Annotated in this window: 14 protein-coding genes; 7 read left to right on the forward strand and 7 right to left on the reverse strand. The window is 67.2% G+C overall.

Translation table 11 applies throughout. From position 1 onward, the window contains the following. Positions 1–603 precede the first annotated feature (603 nt). Positions 604–1473 (reverse strand): alpha/beta fold hydrolase, encoded by an 870-nt coding sequence (locus ACFQZZ_RS29290; RefSeq protein ID WP_378687199.1) that lies wholly within the window; start codon positions 1471–1473, stop codon positions 604–606. 88 nt (positions 1474–1561) lie between these two features. Here ACFQZZ_RS29290 and ACFQZZ_RS29295 point away from each other — a divergent pair, with 88 nt between their 5' ends. Further along, a complete protein-coding gene (locus ACFQZZ_RS29295) occupies positions 1562–2131 on the forward strand; it encodes a CGNR zinc finger domain-containing protein (protein ID WP_378687201.1) in 570 nt (189 codons plus the stop codon). Between the two features lie 110 nt (positions 2132–2241). Then, entirely contained in the window at positions 2242–4038 is a 1797-nt protein-coding gene (locus ACFQZZ_RS29300) for a molybdopterin-dependent oxidoreductase (RefSeq protein WP_378687203.1), read from the forward strand. A 56-nt stretch (positions 4039–4094) separates the two neighbouring features. Here ACFQZZ_RS29300 and ACFQZZ_RS29305 read toward each other — a convergent pair whose 3' ends face one another. The 3 genes from ACFQZZ_RS29305 to ACFQZZ_RS29315 all read right to left on the reverse strand — a co-directional run bounded on the left by ACFQZZ_RS29305 (position 4095) and on the right by ACFQZZ_RS29315 (position 7551). Continuing rightward, entirely contained in the window at positions 4095–5564 is a 1470-nt protein-coding gene (locus ACFQZZ_RS29305) for a DHA2 family efflux MFS transporter permease subunit (RefSeq protein ID WP_378687204.1), read from the reverse strand. 70 nt (positions 5565–5634) lie between these two features. Then, a complete protein-coding gene (locus ACFQZZ_RS29310; RefSeq protein ID WP_378687206.1) occupies positions 5635–6330 on the reverse strand; it encodes a PadR family transcriptional regulator in 696 nt (231 codons plus the stop codon). 318 nt (positions 6331–6648) lie between these two features. Then, complete coding sequence (locus ACFQZZ_RS29315; RefSeq protein ID WP_378687208.1) at positions 6649–7551, reverse strand: glycine betaine ABC transporter substrate-binding protein; 903 nt, start codon at positions 7549–7551, stop codon at positions 6649–6651. A gap of 207 nt (positions 7552–7758) precedes the next feature. Between ACFQZZ_RS29315 and ACFQZZ_RS29320 the strand changes: the two genes are divergently transcribed. The 5 genes from ACFQZZ_RS29320 to ACFQZZ_RS29340 all read left to right on the forward strand — a co-directional run bounded on the left by ACFQZZ_RS29320 (position 7759) and on the right by ACFQZZ_RS29340 (position 12716). Further along, positions 7759–8697 (forward strand): ABC transporter substrate-binding protein, encoded by a 939-nt coding sequence (locus ACFQZZ_RS29320; RefSeq protein WP_378687287.1) that lies wholly within the window; start codon positions 7759–7761, stop codon positions 8695–8697. Positions 8698–8743: 46 nt separating this feature from the next. After that, positions 8744–9895, forward strand: a complete 1152-nt coding sequence (locus ACFQZZ_RS29325; protein ID WP_378687210.1) for an ABC transporter ATP-binding protein — start codon at positions 8744–8746, stop codon at positions 9893–9895. Beyond that, complete coding sequence (locus ACFQZZ_RS29330) at positions 9892–10560, forward strand: ABC transporter permease (protein ID WP_378687212.1); 669 nt, start codon at positions 9892–9894, stop codon at positions 10558–10560. The genes ACFQZZ_RS29325 and ACFQZZ_RS29330 overlap by 4 nt, the downstream gene beginning before the upstream one ends. Then, on the forward strand, positions 10557–11270 hold the full coding sequence (locus tag ACFQZZ_RS29335; protein ID WP_378687214.1) for an ABC transporter permease: 714 nt from the start codon (positions 10557–10559) through the stop codon (positions 11268–11270). The genes ACFQZZ_RS29330 and ACFQZZ_RS29335 overlap by 4 nt, the downstream gene beginning before the upstream one ends. 117 nt (positions 11271–11387) lie before the next feature. Then, positions 11388–12716 (forward strand): MFS transporter, encoded by a 1329-nt coding sequence (locus tag ACFQZZ_RS29340; protein WP_378687216.1) that lies wholly within the window; start codon positions 11388–11390, stop codon positions 12714–12716. Positions 12717–12838: 122 nt separating this feature from the next. Here ACFQZZ_RS29340 and ACFQZZ_RS29345 read toward each other — a convergent pair whose 3' ends face one another. The 3 genes from ACFQZZ_RS29345 to ACFQZZ_RS29355 form a co-directional block, all read right to left on the reverse strand. Next, on the reverse strand, positions 12839–14035 hold the full coding sequence (locus ACFQZZ_RS29345; RefSeq protein WP_378687218.1) for an NADP-dependent malic enzyme: 1197 nt from the start codon (positions 14033–14035) through the stop codon (positions 12839–12841). Positions 14036–14473: 438 nt separating this feature from the next. Further along, entirely contained in the window at positions 14474–15223 is a 750-nt protein-coding gene (locus ACFQZZ_RS29350) for a hypothetical protein (protein WP_378687288.1), read from the reverse strand. Then, positions 15132–16136 carry an FAD-dependent oxidoreductase gene (locus ACFQZZ_RS29355; RefSeq protein ID WP_378687220.1) on the reverse strand — a complete coding sequence of 335 codons (1005 nt, stop codon included), beginning with the start codon at positions 16134–16136 and terminating at the stop codon, positions 15132–15134. Before ACFQZZ_RS29355 ends, ACFQZZ_RS29350 begins: the two co-directional genes overlap by 92 nt. Positions 16137–16173: the final 37 nt, after the last annotated feature.

Here is a 16173-nt window from a genome sequence, read left to right on the forward strand (position 1 = left end):
CCCATCGTTCCGACGCAAACAACCCGCCGCTCATCGCCGACAACCTCCTCCCCGCCCCCGCACGCGGCGTGATTGAAGCACCGGACACCCCGCGTCGTAACCGCGCACCCGGTGTACTGGGTGCACGGTTACGACGCGGGGTGTCAGGATGCGCAGCACCAGCTGCCAACGTGGCCGTCTGACTGTGGGTGCCTCGCCAGCGACGCCACCCGAGAACCGAACACCCCGTGTAGCAACCGCGCACCCCGTGCACTGGGTGTACGGCTGGTGTAAGGGGTGTTCGGATGCGCAGTGCCAGCTGCCAACGTGGCCGTCTGACTGTGGGTGCGTCGCGAGCGATGCGGCCCGGGTACCGAACACCCCGCGTCGTAACCGCGCACCCGGTGTACTGGGTGCACGGTTACGACGCGGGGTGTCAGGATGCGCAGCGCCAGCTGCCAACGTGATCGTCTGACTGTGATTGCGTCACGAGCGGATGCCGCCCGAGTACCGAACACCCCGTGTTGCAGCCGCACACTGGGTGCGCGGTTGAGGGAGGGGGGTGTGGGGTGAACGGCTGTCCACGGGCGCGGGGAGAAGGGCGGTAGGTTGCGGCGGGGAGGGCTAGTTACGGAGTTTTTCGAGGAGGTTTGCGATCAGCGGCGCGATGTCATCCAGGTGAGTTTCCAGGGCGAAGTGACCGGTGTCGAAGAGGTGCAGTTCGGCGTCGGGAAGGTCGGCGAGATACGCGTGGGCGCCGGGGGCGGGGAAAAAGGGATCGTTGGCGCCCCAGGTGATCAGGGCGGGTGGGGTGTATTTGCGCAGCCAGGCCTGCCATTCGGGGTACTCGGCGACGTTGGATTTGTAGTCGAAGGCCAGTGCTACCTGAGCCTCCTTGCGGCCGGGGAGGTCGAGGAAGTGCTGATCGAGGGTCCAGCTTTCTGGAGCGATCCGGGTGGGGTCGGTGACGCCGTGTTCGTACTGACCACGGGTGCCCTCCAGGGTGAGCAGCCCGCGGATCGTCTCTTCGGCACCTGGCTGCTCCGGTGTCAGCGCGGTGAATTCCTTGGCGCCGTCCGACAATCCGGCTTCGTAGGCGTTGCCGTTCTGCACCACGAGACCCGCGATCCACTCCGGGTGCCTGGTGGCGATCCGGAAGCCGACGGGGGCGCCGAAGTCGAAGACGTACATCGCGAAGCGGCGCACGTCGAGGCGCTCCAGGAAACCCTCCACCACGTCGGCGAGCCGATCGAAGGTGTACTCGAAGTCCGCGGGGGCGACGGTGTGGCCGAAGCCGGGATAGTCCGGTGCGATCAGCCGGTATCGGCTGCCGAGGACGTCGATCAGTCTGCGGAACTGGTGCGAGGCCGAGGGAAACCCGTGCAGCAGCAACAACACCGGCGCGTCAGCGCGATCCGGGACCGACTCCCGGTAGAAGACCTGGACTCCGGCTACGTCGACGCTGCGGTGCTCGACTCGAGGCAAGGCGATCATCTATTCACACGCTTTCTTCTGAAGATGTTGCATTAGTTTTAGCCCATGTCGACCTAATGTGTCAAGACGTAGGAGTAGCATTAGGGCTATGAGCGATTCGACCCCGCTGATCGGCGAGCCGCTAGCGCTGGACCTGGTCAACACCGCACCGGACGGCCCAGATCTGCTGGATACACCAGCGCAGTTGACGGAATGGCTTGCACTGCAAGCGGATCGGCTGCACGGCGTCGCGATCGAGCAGCCCACCGCCGCCGACCTGATCGCCGTTCGCGCTGTACGCGAAGACACCGCCACAGCGCTCGAGGCATTGCTGGCCGGTCGGAGACCGCCTGCCACTGCCCTGCGTGGATTGGAAAGAGCCCAGGCCGCCGCACCCCTGATCCGAGAGCTGGACTGGAACGGCGACACTGTGGTCGCGACCGCTCGCCGCCGCGGCCCGCTCGGCGCCGCGGCGGCGGCCGCGTTGGCCGAGTCCGCCATCGACCTGTTCACCGACCCCTCGATCGGCAAACTCAAGCGCTGCGAAGCCGACGACTGCGTGCTGCTGTTCCTGCCCACCCACCCCCGTCGGCGCTGGTGCTCAGCCCAGCGCTGCGGAAACCGGGTCCGCGTGGCGCGGTACTACCAGCGACACAGGCCAGCGGGCACAGCGGACTGAATCCGTGCCGAACCGACGCGCCACTCAGCTGGGCGGGTACGCCGGGGACCCGGGTGTTCGTCACCGAATGCTCATTCTTTGTGGTCGAATGCGGCAGTAGGCTCCTTCTTATGGCCGATGTGCGGGTGCTTCGGGTGGTGGCGGGGATAGTTTCCGCCGGGCTGGCGCTGGGCGTCGCCGAACTGCTCGCGGCCTTCATGGGCCCCGAACGCGCCCCACTCGCAGCCCTCGGCAACACCGTCGTCGATCACACCCCCGACGGTCTGCGCGAATGGGTCATCTCCACCTTCGGCACCAACGACAAAGCGGTGCTGTACATCTGTATGGCGGTGGTGGCGATCATCGTCGCCGGACTGTCAGGCGCAATCGAACGCACCACCCGCGCCGCAGGCTCTACGCTGCTGGCCCTCTTCGGCGTCATTGCGGCCGTCATCGCCGCCAACCGCACCGGACTCTCCGGCGCCCTCCCCACTGTAATCGGCGTCACCGCAGGCATTTACGCTCTTCGAGCCCTGACTCGCCGAATCGACGAGGCCGCCGAGTCAGCCGCCTCGGGGACATCGGCTGTCTCCGGGACATCCGCCGACAACCCCACGAACTCACCGAGTGACGTCTCGGCCGAGGACAATGCTCGTGCTGCAACCCAGTCCACCGCAGCCTCGGCCATACGCCCGCCCGATACCGATACCTCGACCAGTCACCCGGAGGCCATCGACAGGTCCGCAGCGCGCTCGCGCAACGCCTCCGCCACGCCGGGGGAAGAGCGTGCGGAAGTATCCCCGTCAGTGGGCGAATCCACGGATGCGACAAGGCAAGCCGCCAATCCGACAACGGCAGCGCCAGAACGACGGCAGGTGTTGCGCGGACTCGCGATCACCGGCGGTTTGGCGGTACTCGCCGGAGTGGGTGGGCGGCTGTTGGGCGCGCAACGGCATGACGTTTCGGGTGAGCGGGCGGCGGTGCAGTTGCCGGAGCCGATCGAGCCGGAGACGCCACTCGCGCCCGGTGTGGATCTGCGATTGCCGGGGCTGACGCCCTACCTGACGTCGAATGCCGACTTCTATCGGATCGACACCGCGCTGATCGTTCCGCAGGTATCCATCGATGACTGGTCGCTGCGCATCCACGGCATGGTGGATCGCGAAGTCCGGATCAGCTGGGCAGACCTCGCGAATCGGACCGCCGTCGAGAGCCTGGTGACACTGGCCTGTGTCTCGAATCCGGTGGGCGGCGATCTGATCGGCAATGCCCGCTGGCGCGGCTACCGGCTCGATGCCCTGCTCGCCGAGGCCGGCCCGCACCCGGACGCGGATATGGTTCTCTCCCACAGCATCGACGGTTTCACCGCGGGCAGCCCGCTGGCCGTGCTCACCGACGGCCGCGACGCCTTGCTCGCGGTCGGCATGAACGGCGAGCCACTGCCGGTCACCCACGGCTACCCCGCCCGACTCGTCGTGCCCGGCCTCTACGGCTACGTCTCCGCCACCAAATGGGTCACCGAACTCGAGGTCACCCGATTCGACCGCGCCACCGCCTACTGGACCCGCCGCGGCTGGTCCGCCAAAGGCCCGATCAAGACCGCGTCTCGAATCGACACCCCTCGTTCCCGCGCACGCATCAAGGCGGGCGCCATTCCCATCGCAGGCGTCGCCTGGGCCCAGCACCGCGGCATCACAGCGGTCGAAGTCCAAATCGACGACGGCGACTGGCAACCCACCCGCCTGTCCACCGAACAATCCATCGACACCTGGCGCCAATGGGTCTACGACTGGAACGCCACCCCCGGCACCCACACCATCCGCGCCCGCGCCACCGACGGCACCGGCGAAACCCAAACCTCCGAACGCCGCGACGTAGTCCCCGACGGCGCCACCGGCTACCCCACCGTCACCGTCCAGGTGAGCTGACAGACCCAGCACATGCGTGTGCCCCGTGCGCGGATTGCACACGGGGCACAGACAACTCAAGCCGCGACGGTGTCGGCCGGTTCGGACTCGGTGCTCGCGGTGGCGCCTTCGCCGTGGCGGATAAAGAGGGCCGAGGCGATGACGCCGATGAGGAGGATGCCTGCGGGGAGCAGGATGGACTGGCTCAGGGCGGTGCTGAAGGCGTCCTTGACGAATTCGGGGACGGGTCCGCCGCCGCCCTCGGTGACTTTGCCGCCACCTAGGCCGTTGGCGCTCATTCGGGCCGCGACCAGGGCGCTGATGGCAGCGCTGCCGAGTACCGAGCCCACCTGACGGGTGGTGTTGTAGACGCCCGCGCCCGCGCCTGCGAACTGCACCGGCAGATTGTGGGTTGCGGTCGAGGCCAGCGGCGCCCAGATGCAGGCGTTGGCGAAGCCGGCCAGCGCGGCCGACAGCAGGAACCACACGATCGACGAGTCCGGCGTCATCACCGCCGCGAACCAGAAGACCGAGAACGCGAATCCGACGAAGCCGATGGTCGGGACGATGCGCGGATGGAGCTTGTCGGAGTACTTGCCGATCACCGGCGCGAAAATGCCGGTCACGATCGCCATCGGCGCGAACACCAACGCGGACTTGGTCGGTGACATCTCACGCACCGCCTGCAGATAGAAGTACGACGGCACCATCATCGAGGTGACCGCGGCGCCCATCGAGGCGATAGCCAGGTTGGACAGCCCGAAGTTGCGGTCGCGGAACAGGCGCAACGGCAGCAGCGGCTCACCGGTATTGCGCGCTTGGTTCACCACGAACGCCACCAGCACCAGCGCGCCCGCGACGATCATCAGCCAGATCCGCAACGACCAGTCGTAGGTGTTGCCCTCCTGGATCCCGAACACCAGCAGGAACAGGCCGACACCGCTGAGCACCACGCCGGGAATATCGAACTTGTGCTCGTGCGTCGGCAGCGCGGGCACCAGCCAGACCGCCAGCGCGAAGGCGAGGACGCCGACCGGAACGTTGACGATGAAGATCCACTCCCAGCCGAGGCCGTCGACGAGCACGCCACCGAGGATCGGGCCGACCAGGGTGGCAAGTCCGGCGACGCCGCCCCACAGACCCATCGCCGCGCCGCGCTTGTCCGGCGGGAATGTCCTGGTGATCACAGCCATGGTCTGCGGGGTCATCAATGCCGCGCCGAGGCCCTGCACGGCGCGCGCGGCGATCAGCATGGTGATGGTTCCCGACAGGCCGCACCACAGCGACGCGGCGGTGAATATCGCGAGGCCGATGAGGTACATGTTCTTGGGGCCGTAGCGATCACCGAGCCTGCCGGTGACGAGCAGCGGCACCGCGTAGGTGAGCAGATAGGCGCTGGTTACCCAGATGACCTGGGAAATATCGGCGCCCAGGTCGCGCATGATGGCCGGGTTGGCGACTGCGACGATCGTCATGTCCAGCAGGATCATGAAGAAGCCGACGACCAGCGCGAAAAGCGCTAGCCACGGATTGCGTTGGGTGGACATGGATTTCGTTCCTATCTCGGACGTCTCCGGATGACGAAGTTTCGGTGCATGGCTGGTTCGACAGTTGACATCAGGGCGGGCTCGTCCCCGTCGCACGCCGGGGCACCGGTGGCAATTCGGCATCGAGTGCGTCGGCGGCTTCGGACCATGCGTCGTGGCCCCCTGAGATCCGAACACCGGTCTTCGGATCGAATTCCTCCCACTCCATCTCACCGCTGTCGAGCTCGGTGATGAGGTCGTTGATCCAGGCGATCTCGGCGGCGATGGTGGCGCGCAGATACGGGAGCACAATCCAGTAGCGGCGCGGCACCGCGTGCATGCCTGCCCATCTGTCCATCGCCTCGTTGTCGGCCTGGTCGTGTTCCAGGTGCTCGACGCGCTCCCGCAGCAGCGCGAGCACATCCGCCTTCGGCAGGTTGTGCGCCTCCGCGAGCGCGACGGGGAACATCGGATACTCCGGCGCGGGAGCCCGCAGGATCTCGGTGATTCTGGCGCGCAACGCCGTTCGACCGCTGTCGGTGATCCGATAGGTGGTGCGCTCGGGCCGATTCCCTTCTCGGTCGATGCCCTCGGCCAGCACCAGTTCCTGATCGGCCAGCCGCGCGACTGTGTGATAGAGAGAGCCGGGTCGCACCTTCACCAGCATGTCTTCCCGACGGGCGATCAGCACTTGATACATCTCGTAGGGATGCATCGGCCGCTCTTCGAGCAGTGCGAGCACGGAGATCGCCAATGGCGTCACCGCGGAGCGCGCCTGCCGCCCCATACCGGTACCTCCTGTGGATTTCCGAGACCACGCACGATAGCCACGGCTACCACCGAATGCCCCCTTCTGAATACTCCACGTGGAATATACGGTGTGGAGCAATCGAGCCGCAAGACGTTTCGGCGATCGGAAAGGTGATCGGCGGCACAGCAGATGCCGGTCAGGCGGACCGCAACCCAGATTCAGCGGCCACTCGGCGCGGTGATCAGGACCAGCCGAATCAGGCTGTCCTGTGCAGACGTTCGACACCCGGGCATGCGGCAACAATCGAGCGGCGGCAACAAACCCTGTGGCCGCGGCGGCTGCACCGGCCGGTGTCTACAGAGCGTGTGCGTCCAGCCAGGCGCGCGCTACGTCAGCAGGGACGGCACCGTCGCGTATCCGGCGGATCATGGCGACGAGCTCATCGGTGGTCAGCTCTCCCGCGACATAGTTCAGCTTCCGGATCTGCCGATCGTCGAGCAGACCCTTGCGATACACGGCCAACACGTTCTCCGCACGGAATGCGTAGTCGTCGTCGGACAGGACGGTCAGCCCATCGGTTGCCCCCGGGGCAAGCGAGGGGGGCCCGCCAAGGACTCCGGCCTGGACCTCGCCGTCCAGCAAGGCTTTTCGAAGGGTGGCGGCATCGGGAAAGGGCTTGGTTCCGGCAAAGCTACAGCCGGACACCTGAAGCAAGGCAGCAGGCGAACGCAGCACCTCCGGCACCGGAGCCACGCCGACCTCGAGTTCACCGCACCGGGACGCGAGATCGCCGATGGACCGTACCCGATCGCGGGTCGCCGCCGCCTCGGCCACCAGCATTCGCGGGCGCATGTCCGTGCCGTCGGCCGGATCGGAGACCGCAAGCCCCTCGGGCAACGACCTGTTCACCGCCTCGGTCACCGACAGTTCAGGCACCGGCCGATTCGCCACCTCGGCAGCCACCTCGGGCTTGCGCGCCCGCGAATTGGCGTCAAGGAACGCGAGCAACTCACCGCTGTGTTCACCGACCACCGCAACGGTGCCCGCGTCCAACGCGGCCAGATAGTCGGCGCGATTGCCGAGATGTGGTGCGACGGAGGCGGGCACACCGGTACGGGACAGCGCTGCGGAATAGATTTGCGCAAGCAGATTCGATTCCATCGAATCACCCGCGCCGACCACTAGGGTGGGGCCCTGGGTGTCGTTTCCACAGGAAACGGCCAGTGTGACGGCCGCGACGACCACTACCCGAGCCACTACCCGCCTCGACGCGGCCAACATCATCCGGCGACACCAACTCTCCGTAGCCAACAGGAAGATCATGCAACGGGCAGTATGAACAACCAGAATGTACCGGTGGCCGTTGAGGCACGGCCCGTCGCATCGCCCGCTTTTGCCGGAAGGACCCCAGTGAACACCACAATTTCCCCCGATGCCGCACGGCACGGGCGGTCGGCGCTGCGCATGACGCTGCGCGCGACCCGGACCCTCGTCGCCGCGGCAGCGCTGGCCGCCGCCATGATCCTGTCCGCATGTGGCAATTCCGATCCACTGGCGGCCACGGGCAGCTGCGAGGGCGACGGGCTGACCGTCGGCTCGGCGAACTTCCCCGAGTCCGAGACGGTTGCCAACGTTTACGCGGAAGTGTTGCGGGCCAACGGATTCAAGGTAGACACCCGGCTCAATATCGGCAGCCGCGAAGCCTACATCCCGGCGCTGCGCCAGTGCGCCATCTCGGTGATCCCGGAGTACACCGGCAACCTGCTGCAGTACCTGGACAAGTCCGCGACCGCGACCAGCGCCGCCGACATCGATAGCGCACTGCCGAAGGCGCTCGGTTCCGATCTGGCCATCGGCACTCCCGCGCCCGGCCAGGATTCCGACGCGGTCGTGGTCACCAAGGCCACCGCCGAGCGCTGGAACCTGCGCACCATCGCGGATCTGGCCGCACATTCGGCCGAGGTGAAGTTCGGCGCACCCGCCGAGTTCCAGGAGCGGGCAGGCGGCCTGCCCGGCCTGAGGAAGAACTACAACCTCGATATCGCCGCGAACAACTTCGTGCCGATCGCCGACGGCGGCGGGCCCGCCACGGTGCGCGCCCTGGTCGACGGCCAGGTGACCGCGGCCAATATCTTCACCACCTCGCCCGCGATCGCGCAGAACAACCTTGTCGTGCTGGAAGACCCGAAGCACAACTTCCCGGCCCAGAACGTGGTCCCGCTGTTCAATGCCGCCAAGAAGTCGGATAAGTCGCTCGCCGCGCTCAATGCCGTTTCCGCGAAGCTGACCACCGACGAACTGATCAAGCTCAACGAGGCGGTCTCCGGTAGCAGCAAGACCGAGCCCAAGGCCGCTGCCGCGGCGTGGGTCGCCGCCCAAGGATTGAATAAGCCGACCGGATAAGGGCGATGGCGGGCTTCGTCCCGCCGCGCCGTGTACAGGAGCCCGCGTGTCCGATATCGAATTCAGCGATATCAGCAAGACCTATCCGGACGGCACCCATGCCGTCACCGACCTCGACCTGCGCATCGAATCGGGATCGTTCACCGTATTCGTCGGCCCGTCCGGCTGCGGAAAGACAACCTCCATGCGGATGATCAACCGGATGATCCGCCCGACCGCCGGCACGATCACCATTGCCGGGCAGGATATTTCGACGATCGATCCGGTCAAGCTTCGGCTCGGTATCGGGTACGTGATCCAAAGCGGTGGGCTGCTGCCGCACCGCACCGTGGTCGACAATGTCGCGACGGTGCCGGTGCTGCGTGGTGATTCGCGCCGCGCCGCGCGTGCGGCAGCGCTCAAGGTTCTGGACCGGGTCGGTCTGGACCGCTCGCTGGCCGGGCGGTATCCGGCACAGCTGTCCGGCGGGCAGCAGCAGCGCGTCGGGGTGGCACGGGCACTGGCCGCCGACCCGCCGGTGCTGCTGATGGACGAGCCGTTCAGCGCGGTCGACCCTGTGGTGCGGGCCGAACTTCAGGTCGAAATGCAAAGGCTGCAAGCCGAATTGCACAAAACCATCGTGTTCGTCACCCACGACATCGACGAGGCGATCACCCTCGGCGATCGGGTCGCGGTGTTCGGTCGCGGCGGCGTATTGCAGCAATACGATCCGCCGCAGCGCGTCCTCGCTCAGCCCGCCACCGATTTCGTCGCCGATTTCGTCGGCCGCGATCGCGGCTATCGCGGCTTGTCCTTCCGTGCCGCGAATGACGTTCCACTGCACGAGATCCAGACCGCAACCGCCGACGAGGTGGCCAAACTGCGCCTGGAGCGCGGCGACTGGGTGCTGGTGGTCGACGCGGACGACCGACCCGTCGGCTGGGTCGATGTGACCGGCGTCGAAGCGGTGCGCGCCGAACGGGCACTGCAGGAAAGCATGTCGGCGGGCGGCTCGCTGTTCACGCCCTCGGGCGATCTGCGCCAGGCGCTGGACGCGGCGATCTCCTCACCGTCCGGAGTCGGTGTCGCCGTGGATGATTCGGGCGCTGTGCGCGGCGGCGTGCTCGCCACCGAAGTCCTCGAGCAGCTCGCGGGCCAGCGGGCAACCGAGGACGCCGAACGCAACCGGCACTATTTCGAACAAGAAGCCGCGCAATGAAGTACTTGATCGACAATTTCTCGGAGATCATGGGGTTCACCAAGACTCACCTGTACCTGGCGCTGGTGCCGCTGGCGCTGGGCTTGGTGATCGCGATTCCGTTGGGGGCGTTGGTTCGTCGGGTGTCATGGCTGCGGCGCGTCACCGTGACGGTGTCGAGCCTGGCCTATACGGTGCCGTCGCTTGCGTTGTTCGTGATCATCCCGCCGTTGGTTGGGATCTCCACTATCGATCCGATGAATGTGATCATCGCGCTCACTGTGTATTCGACTGCGCTGCTGGTGATCGCGGTGCCTACGGCACTGGATTCGGTGCCCGCCAGTGTGATCGACGCCGCCGACGCGGTCGGGTTCGGCCCGCTGCGGCGCACCCTGACCGTCGATATGCCGCTCGCCGTACCGGTTTTCGTGTCCAGCCTGCGGGTGGTGGTCGTCTCCAATATCGCCATGGTGTCGGTCGGTGCGCTGATCGGTGTCGGCGGGCTCGGCAAGCTGTTCACCCAGGGCTATCAGCGTGACTACCCGGACGAGATCATCGCGGGCATCATCGTGACGCTGGCGCTCGCCCTGATCTTCGACCGGCTGGTGTACGCGCTCGGCCGCTGGTCGACACCGTGGGCGCGGGCCGACGCCAAGGCCGCGAAAGCGAAAGGGGCAGCCGCGTGAACCTTTTCCTCGACGCCTGGCACTACCTCACCGACGGCGCGAACTGGAGTGGGCCGACCGGCATCGAACACCGTATCGCCCAACATCTTTGGTACAGCTTCCTCGCGGTCGCCGCCTCGGCCGTCGTCGCGGTGCCGCTCGGCCTGATCATCGGCCACACCAAGCGCGGCGCGGCCGTGCTCGTCGGCTTCGCCAACGCCATGCGCGCCCTGCCTACCCTCGGCTTGCTCACCTTCCTGGTGCTGCTGATGGGCCTCGGCCTCGTCCCACCATTGCTGGCGCTCGTCACCGTCGGCATTCCGCCACTGCTCGCGGGCGCGTACGCCGGAATCGCCAATGTGCCGGCGGATGTCGTCGATGCCTCCCGCGCCATGGGGATGACCGAAACCCAGATCCTGTTCCGCGTCGAAGTCCCCAACGCGCTACCGATCCTGCTCACCGGGCTGCGCGGCGCCACCCTCCAGGTCGTCGCCACCGCGACCATCGCCGCCTACGTCAACCTCGGCGGTCTCGGGCGCTACATCTTCGACGGCATCGGCCTCTACCGCTACGACCGTGTCCTCGTCGGCGCCCTGCTGGTGGCCGTCCTCGCCATGGTCCTCGACGGCCTGCTCGCCTTCACTGTCTGGGCGAGCGCGCCGGGTACCGGCCGCCTGCGCCGCACCCCCGTGAACGTCACCCCGGCCGCCATCCTGGAGACCACGAACTGAGCTCACCGCGGTTCCACCCCCTTTCGGGGGTAGCTGCGGAGTGAGCCACATCACTACTTTCCCTCTCACCCAGCGAAGCCCGACCGGGCAGCGCACCGGGCATGAGAAGAGGAACACATGATGAGAGTGTCTCCAACAGAGACAGCGGTGATGACGCCAGGCACGAGCGTGCGCAGGGTGGCCATAGCGAGTTGCATCGGCACCACGATCGAGTTCTACGATTTCTTCATCTACGGCACCGCTGCCGCCCTTGTCTTCCCGAAGGTGTTCTTTCCTGCGCTCGGATCGACGGCGGGTACCGTCGCCTCGTTCGCGACCTTCGCCGTCGCTTTCATCGCGCGTCCGGTCGGTGCCATGCTGTTCGGCCACTATGGCGACCGGATCGGTCGCAAGAAGACACTCGTCTCGACACTGCTGCTGATGGGCGTCAGCACCTTGCTGATCGGCCTGCTACCCGGCGCGGCCACCATCGGGGTCGCGGCCCCGATCATCCTGGTGCTGCTGCGATTCGGCCAAGGATTCGCGGTCGGCGGCGAATGGGCCGGCGCGACCCTACTGACCGCCGAATACGCCCCACCGGGCAAACGTGGCCTCTACGCGATGTTCCCGCAGATCGGCCCGGCCTTCGCGTTCATACTGTCGTGCAGCACCTTCCTCATCACCGGAGCGGTGCTCGGCGACGCGAACGACACCTTCCTCAACTGGGGCTGGCGGATCCCGTTCGTGTTCTCCATCGTCCTGGTCGGTATCGGCCTGTACATGCGCCTCGCTATCGAGGAGACCCCGGTCTTCCGCGCGAACCAGATGCAGCGCGCACTCGACGCCCCGGAGGGCAGGGCGACGACCCTGCCGTTCCTCGACGCCTGGCGCTTCCAGACCAAGGAGATCCTGCTCTCCGCTGGTGCGCTGGCGTGCCTGTTCGCCTTCTTCTACATGGGCACAGCGTTTCTCACCAGCTACGGGACCAAGACGCTCGGGTTCGGCCGCCCGTTCGTGCTGACCGTGGGCATCGCGGCCGCCGTGGCATTCGGCGCGGCGATCATCGTCTCCGCTATGTACTCCGACCGCATCGGCCGACGTCGCGTCATCATGGCATCGTGCGGGCTAGCCGTCGCCTGGGCCCTGGTGCTGTTCCCGATCCTCGACACCCGCTCACCGGTGGCCTTCGTCATCGGCGTCGTCACGACCCTGTCGATCTTCGGAATCGCCTACGGTCCATGCGGCGCACTGCTCCCGGAGATGTTCCAGACCCGATATCGGTACACCGGAGCCGGACTCGGCTACAACCTGGCCGGTGTCCTCGGCGGTGCGATCCCACCACTGATCGCCGCACCACTCGCCTCGTCCTACGGCAGCAATGCCATCGGCATCATGCTCGCCGCGCTCGCCGCGCTCAGCTTCTTCTGCACCAAGGCACTGGTGGAGACAAAGGACCTCACCATGTAAGCAGCCACGAAAGGCAACAGCCGCTGGCCGTCTCGTTCAGAGCCCCGGTGATCTCTATCCAGAAAGGGCGCCTCGCTCGGTGATGAGTGAGGCGCCCTTCGGCCTGTCGAGTTGTGTCGCGGTTACGCGACGCCCTCGGCGCGAGCTGCGGCGGCCACGGCCTCGGCGACTGCCGGGGCGACGCGGGGGTCGAGCGGGCTCGGGACGATCTTCTCCGGGCCGAGTTCGTCGGCAACCACGCTGAGGATGGCGTCGGCGGCGGCGATCTTCATGCCCTCGGTGATGCGGCGCGCGCCCGCGTCGAGGGCGCCCTTGAAGACGCCGGGGAAGGCGAGCACATTGTTGATCTGGTTCGGGAAGTCGCTGCGGCCCGTTGCCACGATCGCGGCGTACTTACGAGCCACCTCGGGGTGGATCTCCGGGTCCGGGTTGGACATGGCGAACACGATCGACTCCGGCGCCATCGAGGCGATGAGGTCCTCGGCGATCAGACCGGCCGACAGACCGAGGAACACGTCGGCGCCGGCCAGCGCCTCGGCGGCGCCACCGGTCAGCCCGCGCGGGTTGGTGCGCTTGGCCAGTTCGGCCTTCACGTCATTGAGGTCGTTGCGGTCCTGGCCGACGATGCCCTTGGAGTCGAGCACGGTCACGTCCTGCACGCCGGCGGCGAGCAGGATGTTCGTGCACGCGACGCCCGCGGCGCCCGCGCCGGACACCACGACCTTCAGGCCCGCGATGCCGCGACCCTGCACCTTGGCCGCGCCGTTGAGGGCGGCGAGCACCACGATGGCGGTGCCGTGCTGATCGTCGTGCATGACCGGGCAGTCCAGCGCCTCGATGAGCCGCTTCTCGATCTCGAAGCAGCGCGGGGCGGAGATGTCTTCCAGGTTCACCGCGCCGAAGCTCGGACGCAGCCGGATGATCGTCTCGACGATCTCGTCGGAATCCTTGGTGTCCAGCACGATCGGGATCGAGTTGAGCCCGGCGAACTTCTTGAACAGCGCCGCCTTGCCCTCCATCACCGGGAGCGAGGCGCGCGGGCCGATGTCACCGAGACCGAGCACCGCGGTGCCGTCGCTGACCACGACCACTAGCCGGTCGGTCCAGGTGTAGCGCTTATACAGCGCTTCGTCGGTGGCGATGGCGCGGCTGACCTGAGCCACGCCGGGGGTGTAGGCGATCGAAAGGTCGCGCTGAGTCTCCAGCGGCGCGGCGAGTTCGACCGAGAGCTTGCCGCCGAGGTGACCCGCGAAGATCTCTTCGTGAGTGATCTCGGAAAGGCTGGCAGTGGCATTCGGTGCGTCAGTCACAGGTGACACGATTTCACTCCTGCTCGGGTCGGGCACAACCGGGAAACGGTTACCGCCGGGTATTTAGGTAATAGGTGACTCATACCGCTCATCGAGTGCGCTGACCGGTACGTTTCGAGTCGGCTTGCGCGTGGGCAAGAGATGCCGATATCTCGATCACGTGGCGCGGCACTGATCCGCAGAGCGGGAGCCGGACGGGTAGGTCCGGACGGAACATGCGGAGAGATCTTCGGGTCGCGACGGTGCGTCGTGAGGCGGAGATCTCCGTGATTCCCGAACCCGGCGGTGGCATAGGTGGGGAATCCGACACATTCTGCCAGCCGGATCGACGACTTGCCAAACCGGTGTGTCGAATCCCGGTCGCGCGCCATACTCCCAGGATAGGTCACCGGAATTACCCGGAGGTAAGCGGAAACTCGCATTTCGGATCGGGTGGGCGGAGAACTGTCACAACGGCAGTGGATCGCCCGCGGTGAGGTCGGGATCGGCAAACTCCCGCACGATCGGCGCGACGACTCCCGCTTGTTCCCGCACGACTGCTGCTGATTGCGTCGGCGCCGCGGCGGGCTCACCGACCGCGGGCGACCGCAAATCCGCACGTACCCACACCGTGTCGAGCCCGCCGGAGGTCAACCGCACCCGCCAATCGGCCGCGGCATCGGGGTGATCGGTGCGCCGGTGCATACCGCGGCTCTCGGTGCGCGCGAGCGCGCTGTGCTTGGTCCAGCGCGCCACCGCGAGCAACGCCGCCGCCTGCCTGGCTCGCAGTCGGTCCGCGCCGGAACCGCCGAGTCCGAATTCGGCGCCAGGCCACAGGCCGTCGAGTTCGCCGATGCTGTCGCGCAGGCTGCCCGCGCTGCGCCAGTAGCTGCGCCGCAGCGGCAGCGTGTGCTCCTGCACCAGCCCGACCACCGCGCGCGAGTCGATCCGCGCCTCCGGGTTGAGCCCGGCCCCTGGCACCTCGCGCGCCGGGCCCGGCTTGCCCCTGCGGCGCGCGAATCCGGCAGCGCCCGCTCCGGCCCACACGCCCGAGGCGATGGCCCACGCGCCGCCCTGTCCGCCGAATCCGCTGACCGCTCCGGTGATCGGCTCCCGCGTCGTCACATCACCCGCACCGTAGAGTCCGGCCACCGTGGTCGCGCAGTCCGTCCCGGCGATGCGGAGTCCACCGGTCCCGCGCACCGTGCCCTCCAGCACCGCACGCAGCGGGACCCGCTTGGTCTTGTCCACCACGCCTTGCCGCGACAGTCGGCAACGCACGGCGTAGGGCACGTCTTCGAGTGCGGCGTATACGCCGCGGCCGTCGGCGATCGCCGCGAACGCCGCGGCGCGATGACCGGTGATGGCCGCACCGGATTCGAGTGGCGAAGTGCAGTGCGAGGCCGGAGACGAACGTCGAGTTCAGCACCGGCTCCAGACCGTAGGCGCTGGAGAATTCCATGCCCGACAGTTGCGCCCCCGCCTCGGCCGCCAACAGCAGTCCGTCACCGGTGTCGACGTCGGTGCCCGCGCCGCCCGACAGGAAAGCGCAACCGCCGGTGGCCACCACCACCGCGCCCGCCCGGACCGTCCAACCGCGAAACCTGTTGTGCTGCTGCACTCCGGTCGCTCCGGCCGCAACGCCGTCGCGATCGACGAGCAGTTGTAGTGCGGGATGGTGATCGAGAATGCGCACCCCGGCATCGAGCACGCTGCGTCGCATCCTGCGTAGGTAGCTCGCCCCGTCCACGCACACCCGCAGCGAGGTTCGCCGATCCGGCACGGGCGTCAGTCCACGGCCACCCGGGTCACGGCCCTCGCCGGGAAACCGGTATCCCCAGCGCACCAACTGCTCGACGCGCAGATGGGTCTCCTCCAGCACCCGATGCATCCAGTCCGGATCGCCGAGGCCACCGCCGTGCGCGTACGCGTGCGCCACCGCCTCGTCCCTGGCCGGTCCTGGCGGGATATTCCACAGCGATGTCGTCCCGAAGGCGGTGGGGCCGCTGGTCCCGCAGCGTCCCTTGTCGACAAGCACCACCCGCGCTCCCGTCGCGGCGGCGGAGACGGCGGCCCAGGCTCCGGCGGGACCGCCGCCGAGGACCAGTACGTCCGTCTCGATTTCGCTCACAAAGAGAAATGTTCGACCACAATTCACCCGGCCGCAA

This window comes from Nocardia sp. GCM10030253, from assembly GCF_042675075.1.
In the GTDB taxonomy this organism is placed as follows: domain Bacteria; phylum Actinomycetota; class Actinomycetes; order Mycobacteriales; family Mycobacteriaceae; genus Nocardia.